This window comes from Streptomyces sp. NPDC001410, from assembly GCF_042895235.1.
In the GTDB taxonomy this organism is placed as follows: domain Bacteria; phylum Actinomycetota; class Actinomycetes; order Streptomycetales; family Streptomycetaceae; genus Streptomyces.
Genome location: NZ_JBIAWE010000020.1, coordinates 136,291 through 158,022, shown reverse-complemented (window position 1 = coordinate 158,022; position 21,732 = coordinate 136,291). Strand labels below are relative to the sequence as shown.

Annotated in this window: 16 protein-coding genes and 1 pseudogene; 12 read left to right on the top strand and 5 right to left on the bottom strand. The window is 69.9% G+C overall.

Annotation, left to right across the window (positions count from 1 at the left end; genetic code table 11):
* Window positions 1-22 precede the first annotated feature (22 nt).
* The 7 genes from ACFY3C_RS36200 to ACFY3C_RS36170 all read left to right on the top strand — a co-directional run bounded on the left by ACFY3C_RS36200 (window position 23) and on the right by ACFY3C_RS36170 (window position 10,384).
* The gene (locus tag ACFY3C_RS36200) at window positions 23-1,864 is read left to right on the top strand and encodes an acetyl/propionyl/methylcrotonyl-CoA carboxylase subunit alpha (protein WP_390773835.1); all 1,842 of its coding nucleotides are present in this window, start codon (window positions 23-25) and stop codon (window positions 1,862-1,864) included.
* Between the two features lie 55 nt (window positions 1,865-1,919).
* Entirely contained in the window at window positions 1,920-3,080 is a 1,161-nt protein-coding gene (locus ACFY3C_RS36195; protein WP_386573548.1) for an acyl-CoA dehydrogenase family protein, read from the top strand.
* Window positions 3,081-3,111: 31 nt separating this feature from the next.
* Window positions 3,112-4,680: a 4-coumarate--CoA ligase family protein gene (locus tag ACFY3C_RS36190; RefSeq protein WP_390773834.1), complete on the top strand. Its 1,569-nt coding sequence runs from the start codon at window positions 3,112-3,114 to the stop codon at window positions 4,678-4,680.
* Window positions 4,677-5,414 carry an enoyl-CoA hydratase family protein gene (locus tag ACFY3C_RS36185; RefSeq protein WP_390773833.1) on the top strand — a complete coding sequence of 246 codons (738 nt, stop codon included), beginning with the start codon at window positions 4,677-4,679 and terminating at the stop codon, window positions 5,412-5,414. Before ACFY3C_RS36190 ends, ACFY3C_RS36185 begins: the two co-directional genes overlap by 4 nt.
* Window positions 5,402-6,007 carry a TetR/AcrR family transcriptional regulator gene (locus ACFY3C_RS36180; RefSeq protein WP_386573545.1) on the top strand — a complete coding sequence of 202 codons (606 nt, stop codon included), beginning with the start codon at window positions 5,402-5,404 and terminating at the stop codon, window positions 6,005-6,007. Before ACFY3C_RS36185 ends, ACFY3C_RS36180 begins: the two co-directional genes overlap by 13 nt.
* Before the next feature lie 220 nt (window positions 6,008-6,227).
* Window positions 6,228-7,259 (top strand): isopenicillin N synthase family dioxygenase, encoded by a 1,032-nt coding sequence (locus ACFY3C_RS36175; protein ID WP_390773832.1) that lies wholly within the window; start codon window positions 6,228-6,230, stop codon window positions 7,257-7,259.
* Between the two features lie 86 nt (window positions 7,260-7,345).
* Window positions 7,346-10,384, top strand: coding sequence for a hypothetical protein (locus tag ACFY3C_RS36170; protein WP_390773831.1), 3,039 nt, complete (start codon window positions 7,346-7,348; stop codon window positions 10,382-10,384).
* An 89-nt stretch (window positions 10,385-10,473) separates the two neighbouring features.
* Here the strand turns inward: ACFY3C_RS36170 and ACFY3C_RS36165 are convergent, their stop codons facing one another.
* Window positions 10,474-11,574, bottom strand: coding sequence for a citrate synthase 2 (locus ACFY3C_RS36165; protein ID WP_390773830.1), 1,101 nt, complete (start codon window positions 11,572-11,574; stop codon window positions 10,474-10,476).
* A 168-nt stretch (window positions 11,575-11,742) separates the two neighbouring features.
* Between ACFY3C_RS36165 and pdxH the strand changes: the two genes are divergently transcribed.
* Window positions 11,743-12,429, top strand: coding sequence for a pyridoxamine 5'-phosphate oxidase (gene pdxH, locus ACFY3C_RS36160; RefSeq protein WP_390773829.1), 687 nt, complete (start codon window positions 11,743-11,745; stop codon window positions 12,427-12,429).
* A gap of 254 nt (window positions 12,430-12,683) precedes the next feature.
* Here pdxH and iscB read toward each other — a convergent pair whose 3' ends face one another.
* A complete protein-coding gene (iscB, locus tag ACFY3C_RS36155; protein WP_390773828.1) occupies window positions 12,684-14,357 on the bottom strand; it encodes an RNA-guided endonuclease IscB in 1,674 nt (557 codons plus the stop codon).
* Between the two features lie 838 nt (window positions 14,358-15,195).
* Between iscB and ACFY3C_RS36150 the strand changes: the two genes are divergently transcribed.
* Together ACFY3C_RS36150 and ACFY3C_RS36145 are read left to right on the top strand one after the other, a co-directional pair.
* Window positions 15,196-15,657 carry a GNAT family N-acetyltransferase gene (locus ACFY3C_RS36150; RefSeq protein WP_390773827.1) on the top strand — a complete coding sequence of 154 codons (462 nt, stop codon included), beginning with the start codon at window positions 15,196-15,198 and terminating at the stop codon, window positions 15,655-15,657.
* 112 nt (window positions 15,658-15,769) lie between these two features.
* Window positions 15,770-17,215 carry a PAS domain-containing protein gene (locus tag ACFY3C_RS36145; protein WP_386573539.1) on the top strand — a complete coding sequence of 482 codons (1,446 nt, stop codon included), beginning with the start codon at window positions 15,770-15,772 and terminating at the stop codon, window positions 17,213-17,215.
* Between the two features lie 33 nt (window positions 17,216-17,248).
* Here ACFY3C_RS36145 and ACFY3C_RS36140 read toward each other — a convergent pair whose 3' ends face one another.
* Window positions 17,249-18,004, bottom strand: coding sequence for an SIS domain-containing protein (locus ACFY3C_RS36140; RefSeq protein ID WP_390773826.1), 756 nt, complete (start codon window positions 18,002-18,004; stop codon window positions 17,249-17,251).
* 224 nt (window positions 18,005-18,228) lie between these two features.
* On the opposite strand from ACFY3C_RS36140, the gene ACFY3C_RS36135 reads away from it, so the two are divergent.
* Window positions 18,229-18,921: a metal-dependent transcriptional regulator gene (locus ACFY3C_RS36135; protein WP_067120881.1), complete on the top strand. Its 693-nt coding sequence runs from the start codon at window positions 18,229-18,231 to the stop codon at window positions 18,919-18,921.
* A 321-nt stretch (window positions 18,922-19,242) separates the two neighbouring features.
* On the top strand, window positions 19,243-20,103 hold the full coding sequence (locus ACFY3C_RS36130) for an alpha/beta fold hydrolase (protein ID WP_390773825.1): 861 nt from the start codon (window positions 19,243-19,245) through the stop codon (window positions 20,101-20,103).
* 302 nt (window positions 20,104-20,405) lie between these two features.
* Here ACFY3C_RS36130 and ACFY3C_RS36125 read toward each other — a convergent pair.
* Together ACFY3C_RS36125 and ACFY3C_RS36120 are read right to left on the bottom strand one after the other, a co-directional pair.
* Window positions 20,406-20,768 (bottom strand): annotated as a pseudogene (locus ACFY3C_RS36125) (ATP-binding cassette domain-containing protein); the annotation flags it as partial.
* 80 nt (window positions 20,769-20,848) lie between these two features.
* Window positions 20,849-21,502 carry a bifunctional DNA primase/polymerase gene (locus ACFY3C_RS36120; RefSeq protein WP_386573535.1) on the bottom strand — a complete coding sequence of 218 codons (654 nt, stop codon included), beginning with the start codon at window positions 21,500-21,502 and terminating at the stop codon, window positions 20,849-20,851.
* Between the last annotated feature and the right edge of the window lie 230 nt (window positions 21,503-21,732).

Below are 21,732 nucleotides of genomic sequence, written 5' to 3'. Positions count from 1 at the left end.
CATGACCGATGTGAGGGGTCCCTTGATTTCGACTCTACTGGTCGCCAACCGGGGCGAGATCGCCTGCCGGATCTTCCGCACCTGCGGTGAGTTGGGAATCCGGACGGTCGCCGTGCACTCGGACGCCGACGAGAACGCGCTCCACGCGCGCGTGGCCGACACGGCGGTACGGCTGCCGGGGGCGACGCCCGCCGAGACGTACCTGCGCGGCGACCTGATCGTGAAGGCGGCGCTGGCCGCCGGCGCGGACGCCGTGCACCCCGGGTACGGCTTCCTCTCCGAGAACCCCGAGTTCGCCCGTGCCGTCCTCGACGCCGGCCTGGTCTGGATCGGGCCGCCGCCGGAGGCGATCGAGGCGATGGCGTCCAAGACGCGCGCCAAGGAGCTGATGGGGATCGCGCCCCTCGGCGAGGTCACCGAGGCCGACCTGCCGGTGCTCGTGAAGGCGGCCGCCGGCGGCGGGGGGCGCGGGATGCGGATCGTGCGCCGCCTGGAGGAGCTGCCGTCCGCACTGGAGGGCGCGCGCGCCGAGGCCGCGAGCGCCTTCGGTGACGGCGAGGTCTTCGTCGAGCCGTACGTCGAGGGCGGCCGCCACGTCGAGGTGCAGATCCTCGCCGACACCTACGGCACCGTCTGGACGCTCGGCACCCGCGACTGCTCCCTGCAGCGCCGCCACCAGAAGGTGATCGAGGAGGCCCCGGCAGCCGGCCTCTCCGAGGGGCTCACGGCGGATCTGCACGCGCTGGCCGTGCGCGCGGCCCGTTCCGTGTCCTACGTGGGCGCCGGCACGGTCGAGTTCCTGGTCGCCGACGGCCGGGCCCACTTCCTGGAGATGAACACCCGCCTCCAGGTCGAACACCCCGTCACGGAGGCGGTCTTCGGCCTCGACCTGGTCGCCGAACAGCTCCGCGTCGCCGAGGGCCACCCCCTGCCCGCCGAACCGCCCCGCGCACAGGGCCACGCCGTCGAAGCCCGCCTGTACGCCGAGGACCCCGCCCGCGACTGGGCCCCGCAGACCGGCACCCTGCACCGCCTCGCCGTACCCGCCGGCGTCCGTCTCGACACGGGCTACACCGACGGCGACACCATCGGCGTGCACTACGACCCGATGCTCGCCAAGGTCGTCGCACACGCCCCCACACGCGCGGAGGCGATCCGCAGGCTCGCGGGCGCGCTGGAGCGAGCGGAACTGCACGGCCCGGTCACCAACAGGGACCTGCTGGTGCGCTCCCTGCGGCACGCCGAGTTCGTGAGCGCCCGCATGGACACCGGCTTCTACGACCGCCACCTCACCGACCTGACCGAGCCCGCACCCGACCCGTACGCCCCCCTCGCCGCCGCCCTCGCCGACGCCCACGGCCGCTCCCGCTTCGGCGGCTGGCGCAACGTGGCCTCCCAGCCGCAGGTCAAGCGGTACGAGATGGCGGGCGAGGAGCACGAGGTCCACTACCGGCACACCAGGGACGGCCTCGCGGCCGACGGAGTGCGGGTCGCACACGCCGACGCGCGCAGAGTCGTACTCGAAGTGGACGGCTTACAGCGCAAGTTCGACGTCACACGCTACGGCGACCAGGTGTACGTCAACGGGTCCCGCCTCACCGCCCTGCCCCGCTTCCCCGATCCCACCGCCCAGCTCGCCCCCGGCTCCCTGCTGGCTCCGATGCCCGGCACGGTCGTACGCATCGCCGAGGGCCTGTCGGAGGGCGCGACCGTACAGGCGGGCCGGCCCCTGATCTGGCTGGAGGCGATGAAGATGCAGCACCAGATCTCGGCGCCGGCCGCAGGCACGCTCACGGCCTTGCAGGTGAAGCCGGGACAACAGGTGGAGCCAGGCATGTTGCTGGCGGTAGTGCAGCCAACCTAGGGGCGCGGGGAACTGCGCGACCAGCCACGGATCACCCGCAGCCCGAAGGAGACCCATGACCACCCACATCGAATCCGAAGAGCACAAGGCCCTACGGTCCGCAGTGGCCGCTCTGGGTAAGCGCTACGGCCGCGAATACCTCACCCGCACCATCGCCGAAGGAAAGCCCCTCGCCGAACTCTGGTCCGAGGCAGGAAAGCTCGGCTACCTGGGCGTCAACCTCCCCGAGGAGTACGGAGGCGGAGGCGGCGGTATAGCCGAACTCTCCATCGTCCTCGAAGAGCTGGGTGCAGCAGGCTCCCCCCTGCTCATGCTCGTCGTATCCCCGGCCATCTGCGGCACCATCATCTCCCGCTTCGGCACCGAGGACCAGAAGAGCCGTTGGCTGCCCGCGCTAGCGGACGGCACCCGCCTCATGGCCTTCGGCATCACCGAGCCGGACGCCGGCTCGAACTCCCACCGCATCACCACCACAGCGCGCCGAGACGGAACCGACTGGCTCCTCAGCGGCCGGAAGGTCTTCATCTCCGGCGTCGACATGGCCGACGCGGTCCTCATCGTCGGCCGCACCGAAGACGCCCGCACCGGACGCCTCAAGCCCTGCCTGTTCATCGTCCCGACGGACGCCGAGGGTTTCCAGAAACACCCCATCGACATGGAACTCAACGCCGCCGAGAAGCAGTTCGAGCTGGTCCTGGACGACGTACGGCTCCCCGCCGACGCACTCGTCGGCGACGAGGACGCCGGCCTGCTCCAACTGTTCGCCGGGCTCAACCCCGAGCGCATCATGACCGCCGCCTTCGCGATCGGCATGGGCCGCTACGCGCTCTCCAAGGCCATCGAGTACGCCCGCGACCGTACCGTCTGGAAGGCCCCCATCGGCGCCCACCAGGCGATCGCCCACCCCCTGGCGCAGGCGCACATCGACCTGGAACTGGCCCGGCTGATGATGCAGAAGGCGGCCCATCTGTACGACGCCGGCGACGACATCGGCGCGGGCGAGGCCGCCAACATGGCCAAGTACGCGGCCGGGGAGGCCTGCGTGAAGGCCGTCGACCAGGCCGTGCACACCCTCGGCGGCAACGGCCTCACGCGCGAATTCGGGCTCGCCTCGTTGATAACGGCCGCGCGCGTGGCTCGTATTGCTCCGGTGAGCCGGGAGATGATTCTCAACTACGTCTCCCACCAGACCCTGGGCCTGCCCAAGTCGTACTAGGCCGCAGCCGCAGCAGCCGCTTGGAGGAACCGTGTTCCGCAGCGAGTACGCAGACGTCCCGCCCGTAGAACTCCCCATCCACGAGGCCGTCCTGGGCCACGCCGCCGACTTCGGCGACCAGCCCGCCCTCATCGACGGCACGGACGGCACGACCCTCACGTACGAACAAGTGGACCGGTTCCACCGGCGGCTGGCCGCCGCGCTCGCCGACGCCGGCGTACGCAAGGGCGACGTCCTCGCCCTGCACAGCCCCAACACGATCGCCTTCCCGACCGCCTTCTACGCGGCCACACGCGCGGGCGCCTCCGTCACCACCGTGCACCCGCTCGCCACACCCGAGGAGTTCGCCAAACAGCTCGGCGACAGCGGCGCCCGCTGGATCGTCACCGTCTCCCCGCTGCTGGAGTCCGCCCGCCGGGCCGCCGAACTCGCGGGCGGCATACGGGAGATATTCGTGTGCGACAACGCACCCGGACACCGCTCGCTGATCGACATGCTCGCCTGTGCCGCACCCGAACCGGAGATCGACTTCGACCCGGCCGAGGACGTCGCCGCGCTGCCGTACTCCTCCGGCACCACCGGCGTCCCCAAGGGCGTGATGCTCACCCACCGACAGATCGCCACCAACCTCGCCCAGCTGGAACCCCCCGTCCCGACCGGCCCCGGCGACCGCATCCTCGCCGTCCTGCCGTTCTTCCACATCTACGGCCTCACCGCCCTGATGAACGCGCCCCTACGCAAGGGCGCCACGGTCGTCGTCCTGCCCCGCTTCGACCTGGAGACCTTCCTCGCCGCCATCGAGAACCACCGCATTACCGGCCTGTACGTGGCCCCGCCGATCGTCCTCGCCCTCGCCAAGCACCCGGCGGTCGCCCGCTACGACCTCTCGTCCCTGAAGTACGTCATCAGCGCCGCCGCCCCCCTGGACGCCGCCCTCGCCGCCGCCTGCGCCGAACGCCTCGGCCTGCCCCCGATCGGCCAGGCCTACGGCATGACCGAACTGTCGCCCGGCACCCACGTCGTCCCGCTCGACGCCCTGCACCAGGCGCCCCCCGGCACGGTCGGCAAGCTCATCGCCGGCACCGGGATGCGGATCGTCTCCCTGGACGACCCCGGCAAGGACCTCGGCCCCGGCGAGCCCGGCGAGATCCTCATCCGCGGCCCGCAGGTGATGAAGGGCTACCTCGGCCGCCCCGACGCCACCGCCGACATGATCGACGCCGACGGCTGGGTGCACACCGGCGACATCGGGCACGTCGACGACGACGGCTGGCTCTTCGTCGTCGACCGCGTCAAGGAACTCATCAAGTACAAGGGCTTCCAGGTGGCCCCCGCCGAGCTGGAGGCCCTCCTGCTCACCCACCCCGGCATCGCCGACGCCGCCGTCGTCGGCGCCTACAACGAGGACGGCAACGAGATCCCGCACGCCTTCGTCGTCCGCCAGCCCACCGCCGCCGACCTCAGCGAGAACGAGATCATGCTCTACGTCGCCGAACGCGTCGCCCCCTACAAACGCGTCCGCCGGATCACCTTCATCGACACCGTCCCCCGCGCGGCCAGCGGGAAGATCCTGCGCCGACAGCTCAGGGAGCACACGTGAGCGCACTGATCGGACGCACGCGCGCGCGTGGCGTCGAAACCCTCAGCCTGGACTCCACCGACACCCGCAACGCCCTCTCGGCCGCCCTCGTCGCCGAACTCGCCGAGGCCCTCACCGGCTGCGGCAAGGACCCGGACGTCCGGGCGGTCGTCCTCACCCACACCGGCACCACCTTCTGCGCCGGCGCCGACCTGCGCGACCCACCCGACCCGGACGCACTGGTGGGCCTGCTCCGGCAGATCGTGGAACTGCCCAGACCCGTGCTCGCCCGGATCACCGGACACGTCCGCGCGGGCGGCCTCGGCCTCCTCGCCGCCTGCGACATCGCCGCCGCCTCCACCCAGGCCACCTTCGCCTTCACCGAGGTCCGCATCGGCGTCGCCCCCGCGGTGATCTCCCTCCCGGTGATCCCGCGCACCGACCCCCGCGCCCTCGCCCGCTACTACCTCACCGGCGAACGCTTCGCCCCCGCCGAAGCCGTACGCCTGGGCCTGCTCACCACCACCGCCGACGACGTCGACGAAGCCCTTGCCCCCGTCCTCGACGGCCTGCGCCGCTCCTCCCCACAGGCCCTGGCCGAGACGAAACAGCTGCTCACGGCTAGGGTGCTGGAGACGTTCGACCGGGACGCGGCCCAGCTGACCGCGCTCTCGGCCCGGCTGTTCTCCACCGCCCACGCCCGGGAGGGGATGACGGCCTTCCTGGAAAGACGGGATGCGGCATGGGTGGTGTGAGTACGGCGGAACGCGACCGCGTACCCAAGCAGGACCGCAGCCGGGCCACCCGGCAGCGGCTCCTGGAGGCCGCCGTGGCCTGCCTGGCCGAGCACGGCTGGGCAGGCTCCACCGTCGCCGTCGTCGCCGAACGCGCCGGCGTCTCCCGGGGCGCCGCCCAGCACCACTTCCCGACCCGCGAGGACCTGTTCACGGCCGCCGTCGAGTACGTCGCCGAAGAACGCTCCACCGCCCTGCGCGCACTCTTCCCGGACGGCCCCGCAGACCGCCGCGCCGTCGTCTTCGCCCTCGTCGACCTCTACACCGGCCCCCTCTTCCGCGCCGCCCTCCACCTGTGGGTCGCCGCCTCCGACGAAGAGCAGCTGCGCCCGCGCGTGACCGAGCTGGAGGCCCGCGTGGGCCGCGAGACCCACCGCATCGCCGTCGACCTGCTCGGCGCCGACGAGTCCCGCCCCGGCGTCCGGGAAACCGTCCAGGGCCTGCTCGACATGGCCCGCGGCCTGGGCCTCGCCAACCTCCTCACCGACGACACCGCGCGCCGTGAACGCGTGGTCGCCCAGTGGGCGCTGCTGCTGGAGGAATCCCTGGGCTGAGGAAACACCGGGCCGAGGGCGTTACCGCGGGAGCGCGTTACCCTTGGGCCCATGCCTCTGATGCTCGTTCGCCGTCGCCACGTGGACTACGTGCGCGTCACGAGCATGGGCTGTCGGCTTTCTGCCTGACCCAGCCCCCTTTCTTCCTTTTACGGCATTCCGGGCGCCGCCCCACTCTCGGCGGCCCTGCCCGTGGCCCACACACCCTGTGGACGCTCCCATGACGACGCATTCCGCGACGACCCCGTCGTACGACCAGCTCCCGATCATCGACCTGTCCGCCGCCGACCGCGGCCCCCAGGCCCGCGCCCTCCTCCACGCCCAGCTGCACAGCGCCGCCCACGACGTCGGCTTCTTCCAGCTCGTCGGACACGGCGTGACCCGGGCCGAGACCGACGCCCTGCTCACCGCCATGCGCGCCTTCTTCGCCCTCCCCGAGGCCGACCGCCTCGCCCTCGACAACGTCAACTCCCCGCACTTCCGCGGCTACACCCGTACCGGCGACGAACGCACCGGCGGCGCCCGCGACTGGCGCGACCAGCTCGACATAGGCGCCGAACGCCCCGCCCACGTCCCCGGCCCCGGCGAGCCCCCGTACTGGTGGCTGCAGGGCCCCAACCAGTGGCCCGCTGCCCTCCCCGAGCTGCGCACCGCCGCCCTCGCCTGGATCGACAGGCTCAGCGGAGTCGCCGGGAAACTGCTGCACGAACTCCTCACCGCCATCGGCGCCCCCGCCGACTTCTACGACCCGGTCTTCGGCGACCACGCCCACCCGCACCTCAAGCTCGTCCGCTACCCCGGCAGCGCGGCCGACGGCGCGGACCAGGGCGTCGGCGCCCACAAGGACTACGGCTTCCTGACCCTCCTGCTCCAGGACACGGTCGGCGGCCTCCAGGTCCATCGCGAGGACGGCCTCTTCCACGACGTACCGCCGATCGAGGGAGCCTTCGTCGTCAACCTCGGCGAACTCCTGGAGGTGGCGACCAACGGCTACCTGCTGGCCACCAACCACCGCGTCATCAGCCCGCCCGGCGCAACGGAACGCTTCTCCGTGCCCTTCTTCTACAACCCCCGGCTGGATGCGAGGGTGGAGCCCCTGCCCTTCCCTCACGCGTCGAAGGCCCCGGGCATCACCGACGACCCGACGAACCCCCTGTTCGCCGAGTACGGCTACAACGAGCTGAAGGGCAAGCTGAGGGCGCATCCGCTGGTGGCGGAACGGCACCACGCGAGCCTCCTGAGCCCGGCGTGATCAACAGCCTGAGGGGCGTGGACAGCTGTCAACGCCCCTGAAGTCGCTAGAGTTTGGCTATGCGGACATCAACGGGGACCGCTGTCGTGCTGACCGCGCTGCGGTTGGAGTACATGGCCGTACGAGCGCACCTCACCGATCCGGAGCGGCTGGACCACGACGACGGCGGCGGGATGATCGTCGAAGTGGGAGCGGTGGAGGGGGTTCCCTGGCGGATCGCTGTCGCATGGATCGGTCCCGGCACGCTTGGCGCCGCCGCGCTCACCGAACGGATCAACAGCTGGCTCAAACCCGATGCTCTGTTCGTTACGGGCGTCGCGGGGGGACTCAAGGACGACATCGACATCGGTGACGTCGTCGTCGCCACCAAGGTGGTCGACTACTCCGGCGGTAAGGAATCCACGGAAGGGTTCCACGGACATGCCCACACATGGGACACCGCCTTGCGCCTTCAGCAGACCGCCCATTTCGCCCTGCTCACCGATGACTGGATGCAACGCGTCCCGGCCGGCCACCGGCCCGCGACGGCACCGAACGTCCACTTCAAACCCATCGCAGCCGGGAACGTTGTCCTCAACGCGTCGGACTCGCCCACTGCCCGTCGTCTACGCAAGCACTACCAGGACGCGGCAGCGATCGAGATGGAGGGTTCCGGCGCAGCTCACGCCGCCCACCTCTCTGAAAGACTGCCCATCCTGATCATCCGTGGCATCAGCGACAGGGCCGACGGCACCAAGGGCCCCGACTCCGACAGGCACACCCAGCCGCTTGCCGCCAGGCACGCGGCGGCGGCAACCATCGCAACGATCGCCCAGCTGCCGCCGCCCGGCCGGAGCAACGAGAGCGGCAACGGCGACCCCGGCGACGTGGACAACAGCCACAAAAGTCACGGCGTGCACAGGAGTCAGGGCCTGCACAACAGTCAGTTCCCTGCACCTGCCACCCCGCCGTCAAAGCCGGAGTCCAGAGCCCTGGACGCGCTCCGCAGAGCCGCGAAAGCCCATTTGGATGAGGACTTCGACCGGCACAAGCTCGGCCAACCCGCACCCATCCCGGTGTCCTGGTCATGCGTCAAGCCTCCCTACCGACCATCAGCGGTGTCAGCGGACGACGCACGCTTTCCGGCCCGAGGCAGCGTGACCCAGCTGCCGGAGCTTCTCAGGACGTTTCCCCGTGACCGACGACAGCTCGTGGTGCTGGGAGCGCCAGGGGCGGGCAAGAGCATCCTGGCCCGGTTGCTGGCGTGGGAGTTGCTCTCGGCGTGGCGGCCGGGCCACCCGGTACCCATCGTGCTCTCGCTGTCCTCGTGGAGACCGACGGTCGAGCTGCAGGACTGGATGGCGCAACGCGCCGTGTCGCTCGTCCCCGCTCTCGGGAGGCTCAGGCGCCGAATGCGAAGAAATCTCGCCGGCAATATGATCAGTGACGGGCTGATCATGCCGATTCTCGACGGTCTGGACGAATTACCGGAAGCGCTGCGTGTTCTCGCGACCAAGGCCATCGACAGGGCCATCGGGAAACGCATTCCGCTGGTCGTGACGTGTCGTGCCACCGAGTATGACGCGGGCAAAGGCAGCGGGCATGAGTTCACCTCCGCTGCAGTGGTGAAGCTCGAAGAGGTGAACGTCGATCAGGCAATCACCTACCTGAAGGGGCCGAACAAGGATGTCGGCCGCTGGAAGAAGGTGTTCGCCGCGCTGAGCACGCAACCGGACGCTGCCGTGTCACGGGCTTTTCGTTCCCCGCTCATGCTCTACCTTGCCCGCGAGGTGTACCGGCCTCCCTCCAGCACCCCTGGAGAGCTGCTGACCGTTCAGTCCGTTGCCGAGATCGAGACGCACCTGCTCAAGAAATACCTTCCTGCGATCTATGACGACCACCCTCGCTTCAGTCCGGTGAAGGCGAAGCGCTATCTGTCGCTGATCGCCGACCAGGTCCGCCGGGACGAGACCCGCGACTTCGGGTGGTGGCAGCTGAGCTTTCCCGGGGTCGCTGTGCTCGTCGGTCTTCTCTTCGGCGCGGCGTGGGGGTGGCTTTTCCACGTACTGCAGGGTTCTTTCATGGCTGCGCTGATCGGGGTGACGACCGGCATGGTCGGTTTTGTCTTCCACAGAGGGATCAGGAAGGACCTCGAGCAGGTCTACATCACGGAAGACGGGCTGCATCGGCCGGGCTCAAGCCTGTTCCGCTATTTCCGGATCGGTTGCCTCTCCGGCGCCACGGCCGCTGGCGCAACCGCACTGGCAACAGGTGCACTCCTGGTCTGGGTGGGAGCCGATCCCACCGTGGCCTGGTACTACGCCCGCATCTTCGGGCTGGTTAGCGGAAGCGCGACGCTGCTCAGTTCCGCGTGGGGCGTGTACTTCCTGTCGCATCTCTGGTTCTGGGTGACGGGCCGTCTCCCACGGAGCCTGACAGCCTTCCTGCGAGACGCCCACCGACTCGGCGTCCTGCGTGAGGCTGGCACGGTCTACCAGTTCCGGCACGCCCGCCTCGAGGACCATCTCTCGGATTCCCCGATGCAAGGCGCCAGGTCCGCCTACACGCCCAAGCTTTCGGTAGGGCGGAGGACCGCCTCCCTGCTCCCCTTCGTCCCCAGCTTCGCGCAGTTCATCGTGCCGGCTTTAAGCGTCGCGATCGTGTATGTGATGTACATCGCCAGCCAGGTCGGAAACCCCTGGCACGTTGCCGAAGGTGAGGAACCCCGTGCCCGGTCGGAACCGGCAGTCTGTAGTGGTGACTTCACCTCCTGTCCGCCTTTGGTGAGATACACGTGGAGCCTTCCAGCGGGCTCCTCTCGGCACGCGGTTCTGGAATCCTCGCGGGACGAACAGTCCGTTGTCTCCTGGAATGGGATCGTATCCGCCGACGGCTGCGACGGGGCCGCCGTCGAGGTGACCCTTTCGCTCGGGGATGGCTCTCCGACGTCCTTCACTCTGAGCAGCGGCTCGAAGTGGGACGCGGACGAACACAGCACAAGGGTGCGCTTCGGGGAAAGACCGCCTTCCGTTACGTTCCGCAGGGTCGATGACAGGCCGTGCAATGTGTCCGTGGAGTGGGTCGACCCCTCCTTCGAAGAGGATCTGATCGCCACCGTACGGAATCGATTGAACGCCTCCGTATAGGAACGCAGGGAGGCTTGGCGCAGGGGCGCGGGGAACTGCGCGACCAGCCACAACCGGCCCGCAGCCGCCTGCGCCCCCTATGCACCCCTTCAGTGGGCGATGTCCGCGTACCCTTCGATCTCCCGCGGGCTACGCGCCCCCGGTCCTACATACCGAGCAGAAGGCCGCACCAACCTCCCAGTCCGCTTCTGCTCAAGAATGTGCGCAGACCACCCGGCAGTCCGGGCGCAGGTGAACATCGACGTGAACATATGCGCCGGCACCTCCGCGAAGTCCAGCATGATCGCGGCCCAGAACTCGACGTTGGTGGCCAGCACCCGGTCCGGCCGGCGGCTGTGCAGCTCCTCCAGGGCCGCCTTCTCCAGCGCCTCCGCGATCTCGAAGCGCGGCGCGCCCAGTTCCTTGGCGGTACGGCGCAGCACGCGCGCGCGGGGGTCCTCGGCCCGGTACACGCGGTGGCCGAAGCCCATCAGCCGCTCCCCGCGGTCCAGGGCCTTCTTGACGTACGCCTCGGCGTCACCCGTCCGCTCGATCTCCTCGATCATGCCGAGCACTCGGGAGGGGGCGCCGCCGTGCAGCGGTCCGGACATGGCGCCGACCGCCCCCGAGAGGGCCGCGGCGACGTCCGCGCCGGTCGAGGCGATGACGCGCGCGGTGAAGGTGGAGGCGTTCATGCCGTGTTCGGCGGCGGACGTCCAGTAGGCGTCGACGGCCGCGACGTGCTTGGGGTCCGGCTCGCCGCGCCAGCGGATCATGAAGCGCTCGACGACCGAGTGCGCCTTGTCGATCTCTCGCTGCGGCACCATCGGCAGACCCTGCCCGCGCGCGGACTGGGCGACGTACGACAGCGCCATGACGGCGGCGCGCGCGAGGTCGTCGCGGGCCTGGTCGGCGTCGATGTCGAGGAGGGGTTTCAGGCCCCAGACCGGGGCGAGCATGGCCAGCGCGGACTGTACGTCCACACGGATGTCACCGGAGTGGACCGGGATCGGGAACGGCTCGGCGGGCGGCAGTCCGGGGTTGAAGGCGCCGTCGACCAGCAGCCCCCACACGTTCCCGAAGGAGACGTGTCCGACCAGGTCCTCGATGTCGACGCCGCGGTAGCGCAGGGCGCCGCCCTCCTTGTCGGGTTCGGCGATCTCCGTCTCGAACGCGACGACTCCTTCGAGCCCGGGTACGAAATCGGACATCAGGCGGCTCCTCGTGAAAGTGTCGGCGGCGGTCACCCCGGTGATGCCCCGATCAGCCGGTGGTCACCCAAACCGCAAGGGAGACCAGCACGATAACCCCGAGTGCCATAGTTGGGGAGACCACGCGACACTGAGTGCCACGCGCGTTCGATACGGCAGGATGACCGCGTGACCGACAGCGACCTCAGCCCCGACCCCCTCGTCGATCCCGCCGCCATGCGCAAGCAGTACCGGGCCGCCGGCCTCGACGAGAAGGACCTCGCCGCGCACCCCATGGACCAGTTCTCCCGCTGGTTCGAGGACGCCGCCAGGGCCGCCCTGCACGGGACGCTGTACGAGCCCAACGCGATGGTGGTCTCCACGGCGGACGCGGCGGGCCGGCCCAGTTCCCGCACGGTCCTGATGAAGGGGTACGACACCGACGGCTTCGTCTTCTACACGAACTACGACTCCCGCAAGGCGCGTGAGCTGGCCGACAACCCGTACGTCTCGTTGCTCTTTCCGTGGCATCCGATCGCCCGTCAGGTGATCGTCACGGGTGTCGCGCGCCGCACGGGCCGGGACGAGACCGCGGCGTATTTCCGTACCCGCCCGCACGGCTCGCAGCTGGGCGCCTGGGCCAGCGCGCAGTCCTCGGTGCTCTCGTCCCGGGACGAGCTGGATGCCGCGTACGAGGAGCTGGGCGCGCGCTACCCGGAGGGGGAGCGGGTGCCGGTTCCGCCGCACTGGGGCGGGTTCCGGATCGCACCGGAGACGGTCGAGTTCTGGCAGGGGCGCGAGAGCCGGCTGCATGACCGGCTGCGGTATGTGGCTCGGCGGGACGGGGCGTGGGATGTGGAGCGGCTCAGCCCCTGAAGGCGCTGGACCCTCCCTGAACGCAGACGACCCGCGAGCTCGGGTTCCTCCGCCTGGTCGGCGGAGGAGCCGGCCGGACGTACCGGCGAGCTCGCGGGTCGGGTGACTGCGTTGGATTAGGCCGGCTACGTGTTTCTCACACGCTGGTCCGGCACCGCACATGGTGTGGTGGCGGGCCGCTAGCCCGCAGCCACCTCGCGCGTCCGGGTTTCACTCATTTACCCGATCACCTCCCTTCCTACGTAACGCCCACCCTAAGAAGCTGCCGAGACGGGCTCAACTGTTTTTTGGAAATGCTGATGGAACGGCTTCCGGGCGGAGGCTGTAGCCTCGCCCCGCTGGAGCAGCCGTAGATTCCAGTGAGAGACGTTGATCCGGCCGACCGAGGTGGTGAGGCTGTGCTGGCCTCTGGCTCGGACGGAGATACGGCCGGTCCAAGTACCTGCCCACTTGCCGGAGGGCACGACAGCGCGTACAAGGTCGCCGGTGATGTACCCGAAGTGCTGCTTCTTACGGGCCCGCCGCAGCCGGGGGAATCCATACCGATCCGGCGTGGTGCGGGCGTACGAGCCGCGACCGGTGGCTTTGACAACCAGTACCTGATCAGGGAAACGAGCGATCACGTCTCCGCTCTCGTGATCACGGTGACCGACGGACAGGGCGTCCAGGGTGTGTGTCTTGGCGAGGCCCATGGCGTCGCGGTTGGCCTTGGTGAGATGGCCTGGCCAGGCGTGTACGGGCCTCCCGAGCGTCTCCAGCGCCTCCGTGAGCTGCCACTGGATCGCATTCATGGCAGCGGCGTCGCGGAGCGGGGCTTTGGTCTGTTCGAGGATCCGGGCCAGGAGGTCGGGCCGGTGGGCGAGGAAGGACTCGATGGACCGGCTGCCCTTGGCTTTGTTGCACGGGATGCAGGAGAGGACGAGGTTCGAGATGCGGCTGGATCCTTGTCGGCTGCGAGGGCGTACGTGCTCGATGTTCAGGGGTACGCCGGTAGCCCCGCAGTAGGCGCAGGCGCTGTCCCGCCTGGCGTGCAGGTAGGAACGTGCAGTGGTTCCCGCCAGGGGGCCTTGCGCGTACTCCGCACCGTAGAGCGGTCTGCCCGCGCTCATGGAGTGGGTGTCGAAGGCTGTGTGTTCCAGATGGATGTGGGTGACGGGCGCGTAACGGCACAGGCGGTTGGCGAGGGAGAAGGTGGTGTCGACGCGGTGGCGTAGAGAGGGCGGCAGCCATCCGTCGGGGCGGACTCTGTTCTGTGAGCGTGGAGTCCGGTAACGGCAGTTGGCCGAGCGTCGCCTGTGTCGGTAGCCCGCGCGCTGTTGCATGCAGCTGTAGATCTGTGCGCCTCGATGGTGGAGCTCGATCGAGACGAGCCCGCGTCGGACAGTCGCGGTGGCGCCGTCTTCGGCGGGTTCCTTCTTCTCGTCGGTGAGGACGAGACCGGTGCCCTTGGAGCCGGGGTCGATGCGTAACTGCACGCCGTCGACTTCTGAGTCGGCCAGCGTGCGGTCTTTCAGGCGGATGACGAAAGGCGCCTGACGTGCGACTGCCGCTCGCCCCTTGCGGAGGAGTTCTCGTGCTCGTGCAGGGTGACAGGGCATGAGCGGGTGTCCGTCCTTGGAGAGGACGAAGACCCTGCTCGCGCCGGTCCCGCCCGCGTACGACGGGTTGTGCGTGGGAGCGTCACCGCTCCCGTTCTCTGCCGCCTGCGCTGCCTGGGCAGCGCGCTTGGCGTGACGCCGATGGGTTCTGGTGCCGTACCCGTCGGTCTCCCCTCGCCCATGTTCCCTGCCGGTGCCCCGCGCGGTGGCGGGGTGTCCGTGAGCCGTTTCGTCCCTGCTCCCGGGGGTGTCTGCTCTCACGGGTTCCAGAGCAGGCTGCTGAGGAAGCACAGCCTGGTGGGTCTGCTCGCCTGCAGGAAACGTAGTCATCGGGGCACCTCCCTGATCGCCCGATCCTGATGACTGGGGCTGGCCACTCCACAGCCTTGCGGCCGGGGAGCGAGCGGCCTCCCCTCTTCGGTACACAGGCGACGCTAATGAACGAGGACCGAGAGGCTGGGAAGATCAGGCGTAAGTCGCTCGGATTTGCGAACCTGTCGATTTTCCCGAACGCGTAAGCGGTGAGGGTGGTACTGGCTTGCCCGGCCGATGCGGATGCCGGCGCCGCGGTCAACAGGAAATGCGCCGAGGTGGTCCCCCTCTGAGGGCCCGGACGCGTGACCTCTCCACGGCGCAGCCGCCGGCACGCCCAGCCGCCCTGGGTGGCGGCCTCGACGTTGTGAACGAGGGGCGCTGTCCCACCTCCACCGGGTGAGTCGCTCTCGTCCCGGCAGCTCACCTCGGCCGGTCACCCAGAGCAGAGATGCCCAGGGTTCGGTGTTGGTCGGACCTGTGCCATGCCCTCCGGGCCGCCCTCGCGCTCGGTGAAGATCACGTTCGCGGGCTTGCCCGGCGCCTTCTGTCACCATACGACGGGCACGTGAGTGGCGGCCGAGGGCGTCTGCGGGCTCAGCTGGGCAGCGTAGGAGAAGAGGCCGTCGGCCAGGTGCTCGGCGGTCTTCCAGCAGCTCCCGTCACAGGGCCCACAGCTCGGGGCTGCTTGGCGTGATCATGATCTGACACGCGCTGAGCCTATGGGGGGTGTCCCGTGCAGCCACCGGTTTCCACGGGTGCATGGTGGTGTCCAGGACAGCCGGCCCAGAACGTCATTCTTGGACGATCAGTTATGCGGTTGACCGGATGCAGGCAGGGCCGGTTGGCTGCCAGTGTGACCGATCTTCGAATCGAAGCCGTAGACAGCGACCCCAAGCTCGAACAATGGCGCCACCTCCACAACGTCATCGTGCCGCCCGCCGCCATGTCCCTGGACGACGCCCGGGTGCGTCGTGAGCGGTACCGGCTGGAGAACGCGTATCTGGGTGATGTGCTCGTCGGGTGTTCCACCGTGCGGCCGCCGGTCGGGGAGGAGGGCGTTGCGACGGTCATCGCGCGTGTGCTGCCCGAGTTCCGGCGGCGTGGCTTCGGTACGGCGCTGTACGAGAGTGGGCTCGCCCGTGCTCGTGTGCTGGGTGCGGGGGTGGTCGAGACGTGTGTGCTGGCCGTGAACGAGGACGGGCTGCGGTTCGCCGAGCGGCGCGGGTTCGTGGAGATCGAGCGGTACGTGCTGGACGGGGAGACCGATGAGTGGGTCGACCTGCGGCTGGAGCCGGAGCCCGGTGCCGGGCATTGATTCCTTCAATCTGCGGGAACAGGATGTGGGCTGCGTCACGTTCCAGTTGAATGAAGGCCAGTGAGCGAACCGAGCGCCACAGATGCGCCGACGCAGCCTCCAGGGGGTCCAGGTGAGTGCTTCCCGGCGGAGTGGGACCACCGACGAGCTGGGGCCGGACGAGCCCGAGCGCGATGGTCCGCAGAGCCATGACGGGCCCGACGGGCCGGACGATTCGGGGGGCTCCGATCTGCTCGCCGCGCTGCTGGACGGCATGGACGCGGCGCTGTGTGCTTTCGACGCGGACGGGGTGGTCACGCACTGGAACCGGGAGGCCGAGCGGATTCTGGGCTGGACCGCGGCGGAGGCGGTCGGGCGGCACGGGTTCGCCGGGTGGGCGGTGCGCAGCGCGGACGCCGAGGATGTGCAGGCGCGGCTGATGTCGGCCATGCATGCGCCTGGCCGGCAGGTTCATGAGTTCGCCCTGGTCACGAAGGACGGCGGGCGGGTTCTGGTGCGGACTCAGTCCGCTGCCGTCCGGGGGCCGGACGGGAAGCCGGCGGGTCTGTACTGCGCGTTCAGTGAGGTGCATGCGCAGATCGATCTGGAGCGGTCCATCGCGCTGAGCGAGGCGCTGTTCGAGGACGCGTCCTGGGGTGTCGTGCTGGTCGACGCCGATCTGCGTCCCGCTGTCGTCAACGCGCATGCGGCTCGGGCGCTCGGTATCGGGCGTACGTCCGCGCTCGGGCGGCCGCTCGGCGAGTTGCTGGCGCAGGGTGTGGAGGAGCTGGAGAGTGCGCTGACCCATGTTCTGGCCGAGGGTGCGCCGCCCGCGCCCGCGGAGATGTGGGTGACCGTGCGGGTGCCCGAGGGCGAGGAGCGGCGCTGCTGGCGCAGTGGGTTCGTGCGGTTGGCCTCGCCGCTGGCGGAGGAGCCCGTGCCGCTCGGGGTCGGCTGGCTGTTCCAGGACGTCACGGAGGCCAAGCAGGGCGAGCAGGAGGCGGCCCTGCTGCGGTTCCGTACGAATCAGCTGCACCGGGCGGCCCGTGCCGCCGCCGAGTGCGAGGACGCGGCGGAGGCGGCCACCGTCCATCTCGATTTCGCGCTCGCGGGTTTCGCCGACCATGCCCTGCTCGACCGTGTGGCGGGTGCTCCGCGCGCGGAGGGGGACGAGGCGGTTCCGGTGCGGCTGGTGCGGTTGGCGGCCACGCCCGCGGGTGCGCCGGGGCCGAGTCTGCTCTCGGGGGCGGCCGGGCTGCCGCTGCGGTACGAGGAGGGGCATCCGGCGTTGACCAGTGTCGAGCGGGCCGGGACCGTGCGTGCGGATGCCGGGTCGATTCCGGCCGAGCGGGCGCGTGAGTGGGCGCTGGCTCGTCAGTGGCCGGAGGACGCGGTGCACGCGCTGTGCGTGGTGCTGCGCAGCCGGGGGCGGACGTTGGGCGTGGTCACGTTTCTGCGCGGGGCCGGCCGCAGCCGTTTCGAGCGTGCGGACGCGGCCTACGCGGAGGATGTGGCCGTACGGATCGCGGCGGCGCTGGACCTGGCGGAGGCGGTGCGGGAGAAGCCGGCGGAGCAGTAGCCGGTGCCTGGTGCCGGGGGCAGTAGGCGGTGCTCAGTGCTGGTAGAAGATCCGGTCCCCGTACTCCGTCATGACGCGTGCGTTCCAGTCGTGGCCGCCGTCGACGTTGCCCGAGCGCAGCAGCGGGGGTTCGATGCCGCGGTCGGCGAGGGTGGCGGCCGTGGTGGCCATGACGGCCTGCAGGAGGGCGGTGGTGACCACGGTGGAGGCGGGGGCGAAGGGGGCCGGGATGGTGTCGAGGGTGAGTTCGGCGTCGCCGACGGCGATCTTCGAGTCCAGGACGATGTCGCAGTGGTCCTTGAGGAAGGTGCCGGAGCTGTGCCGGGACTCGGTCTGCGCGGCATAGGCCACGGAGGTGACGCCGATGACGTGCACGCCGCGGGTGCGGGCGCCCTGGGCCATCTCGACGGGCAGGGCGTTGCGGCCGGACAGGGAGATGATCACGAGGGCGTCGCCGGCGCGGAGCGGGGAGGAGTCCAGGACGGCGCTCGCGAGTCCGTCGACGCGTTCCAGGGCGGAGCCGAGGGTGGCCGGGGTGACGTCGACGCCGACGACTCCGGGGACGGCGAGCAGGTTCATGAGGGCGAGTCCGCCGGCGCGGTATACGACGTCCTGGGCGGCCAGGGAGGAGTGTCCGGCGCCGAAGGTGAACAGGCGGCCGCCGGCGGCGACGGTGTCGGCGAGCAGGGTGCCGGCCGCGGTGATCGCCTCGGCCTCCTCCTCCCGGACCCGTTGCAGCAGGCCGATGGCGGCGTCGAAGAACAGGTCGGCAGGCGTGCCGTCGCTCATGCGGTGCCCCTTCGCAAGCGTCTGTGTCGCGGATCACCGTGCGGTCTGGACCAGTGCGGTGTCAATACGGGGGTGCGCGGACGGGCCATGCGCCGGGGCAGTCTTCACCGCGTGGTTTCCGCGGTGCGGCACGGTTGTCAGTGGTATCCGGCAGAATTGAATCCAGGGCCAGCGCACGCGCCGGAGAGCGGCGAGCTTCCGGCAGAGGTAATCGAGGGGCACGTATGTCCGGACTGATCGACACCACGGAGATGTATCTCCGCACCATCCTCGAACTCGAAGAGGAAGGCGTCGTCCCCATGCGCGCCCGCATCGCGGAGCGGCTGGACCAGAGCGGGCCGACGGTGAGCCAGACGGTGGCGCGCATGGAGCGCGACGGTCTGGTCTCGGTGGCCAGCGACCGGCACCTGGAGCTGACCGACGAGGGCCGCAGACTGGCCACGCGTGTGATGCGCAAGCACCGTCTCGCGGAGTGTCTGCTGGTCGATGTCATCGGCCTGGAGTGGGAGCAGGTGCACGCGGAGGCGTGTCGCTGGGAGCACGTGATGAGCGAGGCCGTGGAGCGCCGGGTGCTGGAGCTGCTGCGGCACCCGACCGAGTCGCCGTACGGCAACCCGATCCCGGGCCTGGAGGAGCTGGGCGAGAAGGACGGGGCCGACCCGTTCCTGGACGAGGGCATGGTGTCGCTGGCCGATCTGGACCCGGGCAGTGACGGCAAGACGGTCGTCGTGCGCCGTATCGGTGAGCCGATCCAGACGGACGCCCAGCTGATGTACACGCTGCGTCGTGCGGGCGTGCAGCCCGGTTCGGTGGTGAGCGTGACGGAGTCGGCCGGCGGTGTGCTGGTGGGCAGTGGCGGTGAGGCGGCCGAGCTGGAGGCGGACGTCGCCTCGCATGTGTTCGTGGCCAAGCGCTGAGCATGGGAGGGCCCCGGCGCTGTGTGGCGCCGGGGCCTGTCCTCCCCTGTGCTGACCCGGAGCCCCGAGCTCTCAGGGTCATCCCCCTCGGACCGTTTTTCCCCGAGCGGTCCGCCTCCCGCCAGAAAGATCCCCTCGGCGGCGGCGATCATTCATTGCGAGGTGTCACTCGAATGAGGGGTGTTGTCCGCAGAGGCAGTATTTTCGAATAGGTATTCGATAGTCTGCGGCGGCATTACGAGCGACAGTACGAGCGACAGTACGACTGCGACACGGCAGTACACCGGTACGAAGCAGGCGGAGCTGGGGGGTGCCAGGCCGATGGCACGGCGTATCGATGTGGCGGGAGCGGGCGGGGTGCGCCTGGCCGCGTGGGAGTTCGCGGACCCGCCCAAACCGGGGGCGGAGCCCGGGGCTCCGGGTGTGTTGTTACTCCACGGCCTGATGGGCCGCGCCTCGCACTGGGCGTCCACCGCCCGCTGGCTCGCCGAGCGCCACCGCGCCGTCGCGCTCGACCAGCGCGGCCACGGCCAGAGCGACAAGCTGCCGCAGGCCGCGTACACCCGGGACGCCTACGTCGAGGACGCCGAGGCCGCCCTCGAACAGCTCGGCCTCGCCCCTGCCGTCCTCATCGGCCACGCCATGGGCGCCCTGACCGCCTGGCAGCTCGCCGCGAAACGCCCCGACCTGGTGCGCGGCCTGATCATCTGCGACATGCGGGCCTCCGCGCTGGGCTCGGCCTCGCAGCGCGAGTGGGCCGACTGGTTCCGGTCCTGGCCCGTCCCCTTCGCCACCCTCGCCGACGTCCGCAAGTGGTTCGGCGAGGACGATCCCTGGGTGGAGCGTCCCCAGCCCGCCCGCGGTGCCTTCTACGCCGAGGTCATGCATGAGTCCGCCGACGGCTGGCGGCCCGTCTTCGAGCCGGAGCAGATGCTTGCGACCCGGGAGAGCTGGGTGTACGACGCGCACTGGGAGGAGCTGGCCCAGGTCCGGTGTCCGGCGCTGGTCGTTCGTGGCCTCGACGGTGAGTTGGGGCGGGCCGAGGCGCAGGAGATGGTGCGGGTTCTTCCTCGCGGGGAGTATGCGGAGGTGGCTGACGCCGGGCACCTTGTCCACTATGACCAGCCGGTGGCTTGGCGGTTGGCTGTGGAGCCGTTTCTTGAGGCTGTGCTGGCGGGGTGAGCGCCTTCTCGTCTGCGTGGGTTGTGTGCGTTGGCGGGTGCGGGTTCGTGGGGGCTGGTCGCGCAGTTCCCCGCGCCCCTTGGGGGTTGCAGGGGCCCCTTGTCGAAAAGATTCCGTCAGCCTTTGCTCACTGCCGTCAGGATCTCCGGTAGGCGGGTCGCCGTTCGTGGGGCCGCCAGTCTCAGGCTCATCAGGGTCAGCGTCGCGCCGTAACCCGCCCCCGCCGGCAGCAGCAGCCACCTCCACGCATCCCCGTCCGCGGTCACGTTCAGCCAGATTGCCAGCGTGATCACGGGGGAGCAGAGCAACTGTGCGGCCCGCTTGTCGACCTCGGCGCCGGGCAGCCCCCGCAGCCGCCCCGAGTACCCCAGCAGCTCCCGCCCCGACAGCCGTTCGAACAACCGCAGCCCCTCGGGCAGCACGCCGATCCGTGCCTTCACGGCCACCGGGTCCCGCCACACGTCGCGCCCGGCGACCTCGACGGACCCATGATCGGGCCGCAGCAGCCCGGTCACCATGGACAACGTGGTGGTCTTCCCGGCTCCGTTGGGCCCGATCAGCCCGATGAACTTCCCGGAGGGAAGATCGAGATCGATCCCGCCCACGGCAACCTGCTGCCCGAACCGCTTCCCGAGCCCTCGCACACGAACCGCAGCCTCGGTCATGCCAAAACCCTACGGTGGGCAAACGCCTTCAGGGGTGCGGGGACTGTGCCTGATATGCGGCTCCGTCGCGTGGGCGCACGTCAGCGATCCCGGCCGCACGCATAGGCCAGCGGCGAGATCAACTCCTCCGCGTCCGGCAGCCATCGATTCGCCGGCGTGGGCCGGCAGGCCCACTGCACGGCGCCACGCGAGCCGAAGCGAGTCGGCGGGGCGGCCACGTAGCTCCCCTCGCCGAGCGGCATGAGGTCCAGCGAAGCCAGCGACCACCCCAACTTCCGCACCAGGTCGGGAACCTTCACCGAGCCCCCCGGCAGCACGAAGAACTGCATACGGCGGTCAGGAGTGAGCGTCACCGGGCCCAGGGTCAACTCCATCCGCTCCATGCGGGCCAGCGCCAGGAACCCCGCAGTCTCCGGCACGGACAACGCGTCGAACGTACGCCCCGTGGGCAGCAGGATCGACGCCGTCGGCTGTTTCTGCCACATCCGGCGCGCGACGGTCGCACTGCCGGTCGCCTGTGTCGCCCAGTCGGGGCGCGTGGGGTGCGCACCCGGCGCGGGGCAGGAGGCATCACCGCACGCGCAGCGCTGCACCCCGTCGACGGCTTCCAGCCAGGCGCCCGGGAACACGTCCCAGTGGCGCTCCTCGGCGTAGCGTACGGCGGTTTCCAGCAGCGATTCCCCGCGCTGCTGCGGAATCTGAGCGGCTTGCGTGCCGGCGATCGTCTCTTCCACGTTTCACTCAACTCCCGCATTCACCTGGAGTTACGGCCGGGGCGCGGGCAGGGGAGGAGCATCGACTCCTCGGCCGGGGCGCACGGGTGCACGAGTGGGGGCGCGCGGGAGGAAGCGGGGCGTGGGATGGGTAGCCAGGGATGGGGGTGGCCAACAGCCTTTACCCCGGCAAACCGCACATGTCACGCATTGACGGTATGTCAGCTGGGCAGTGATCTTCAGGACCGGAT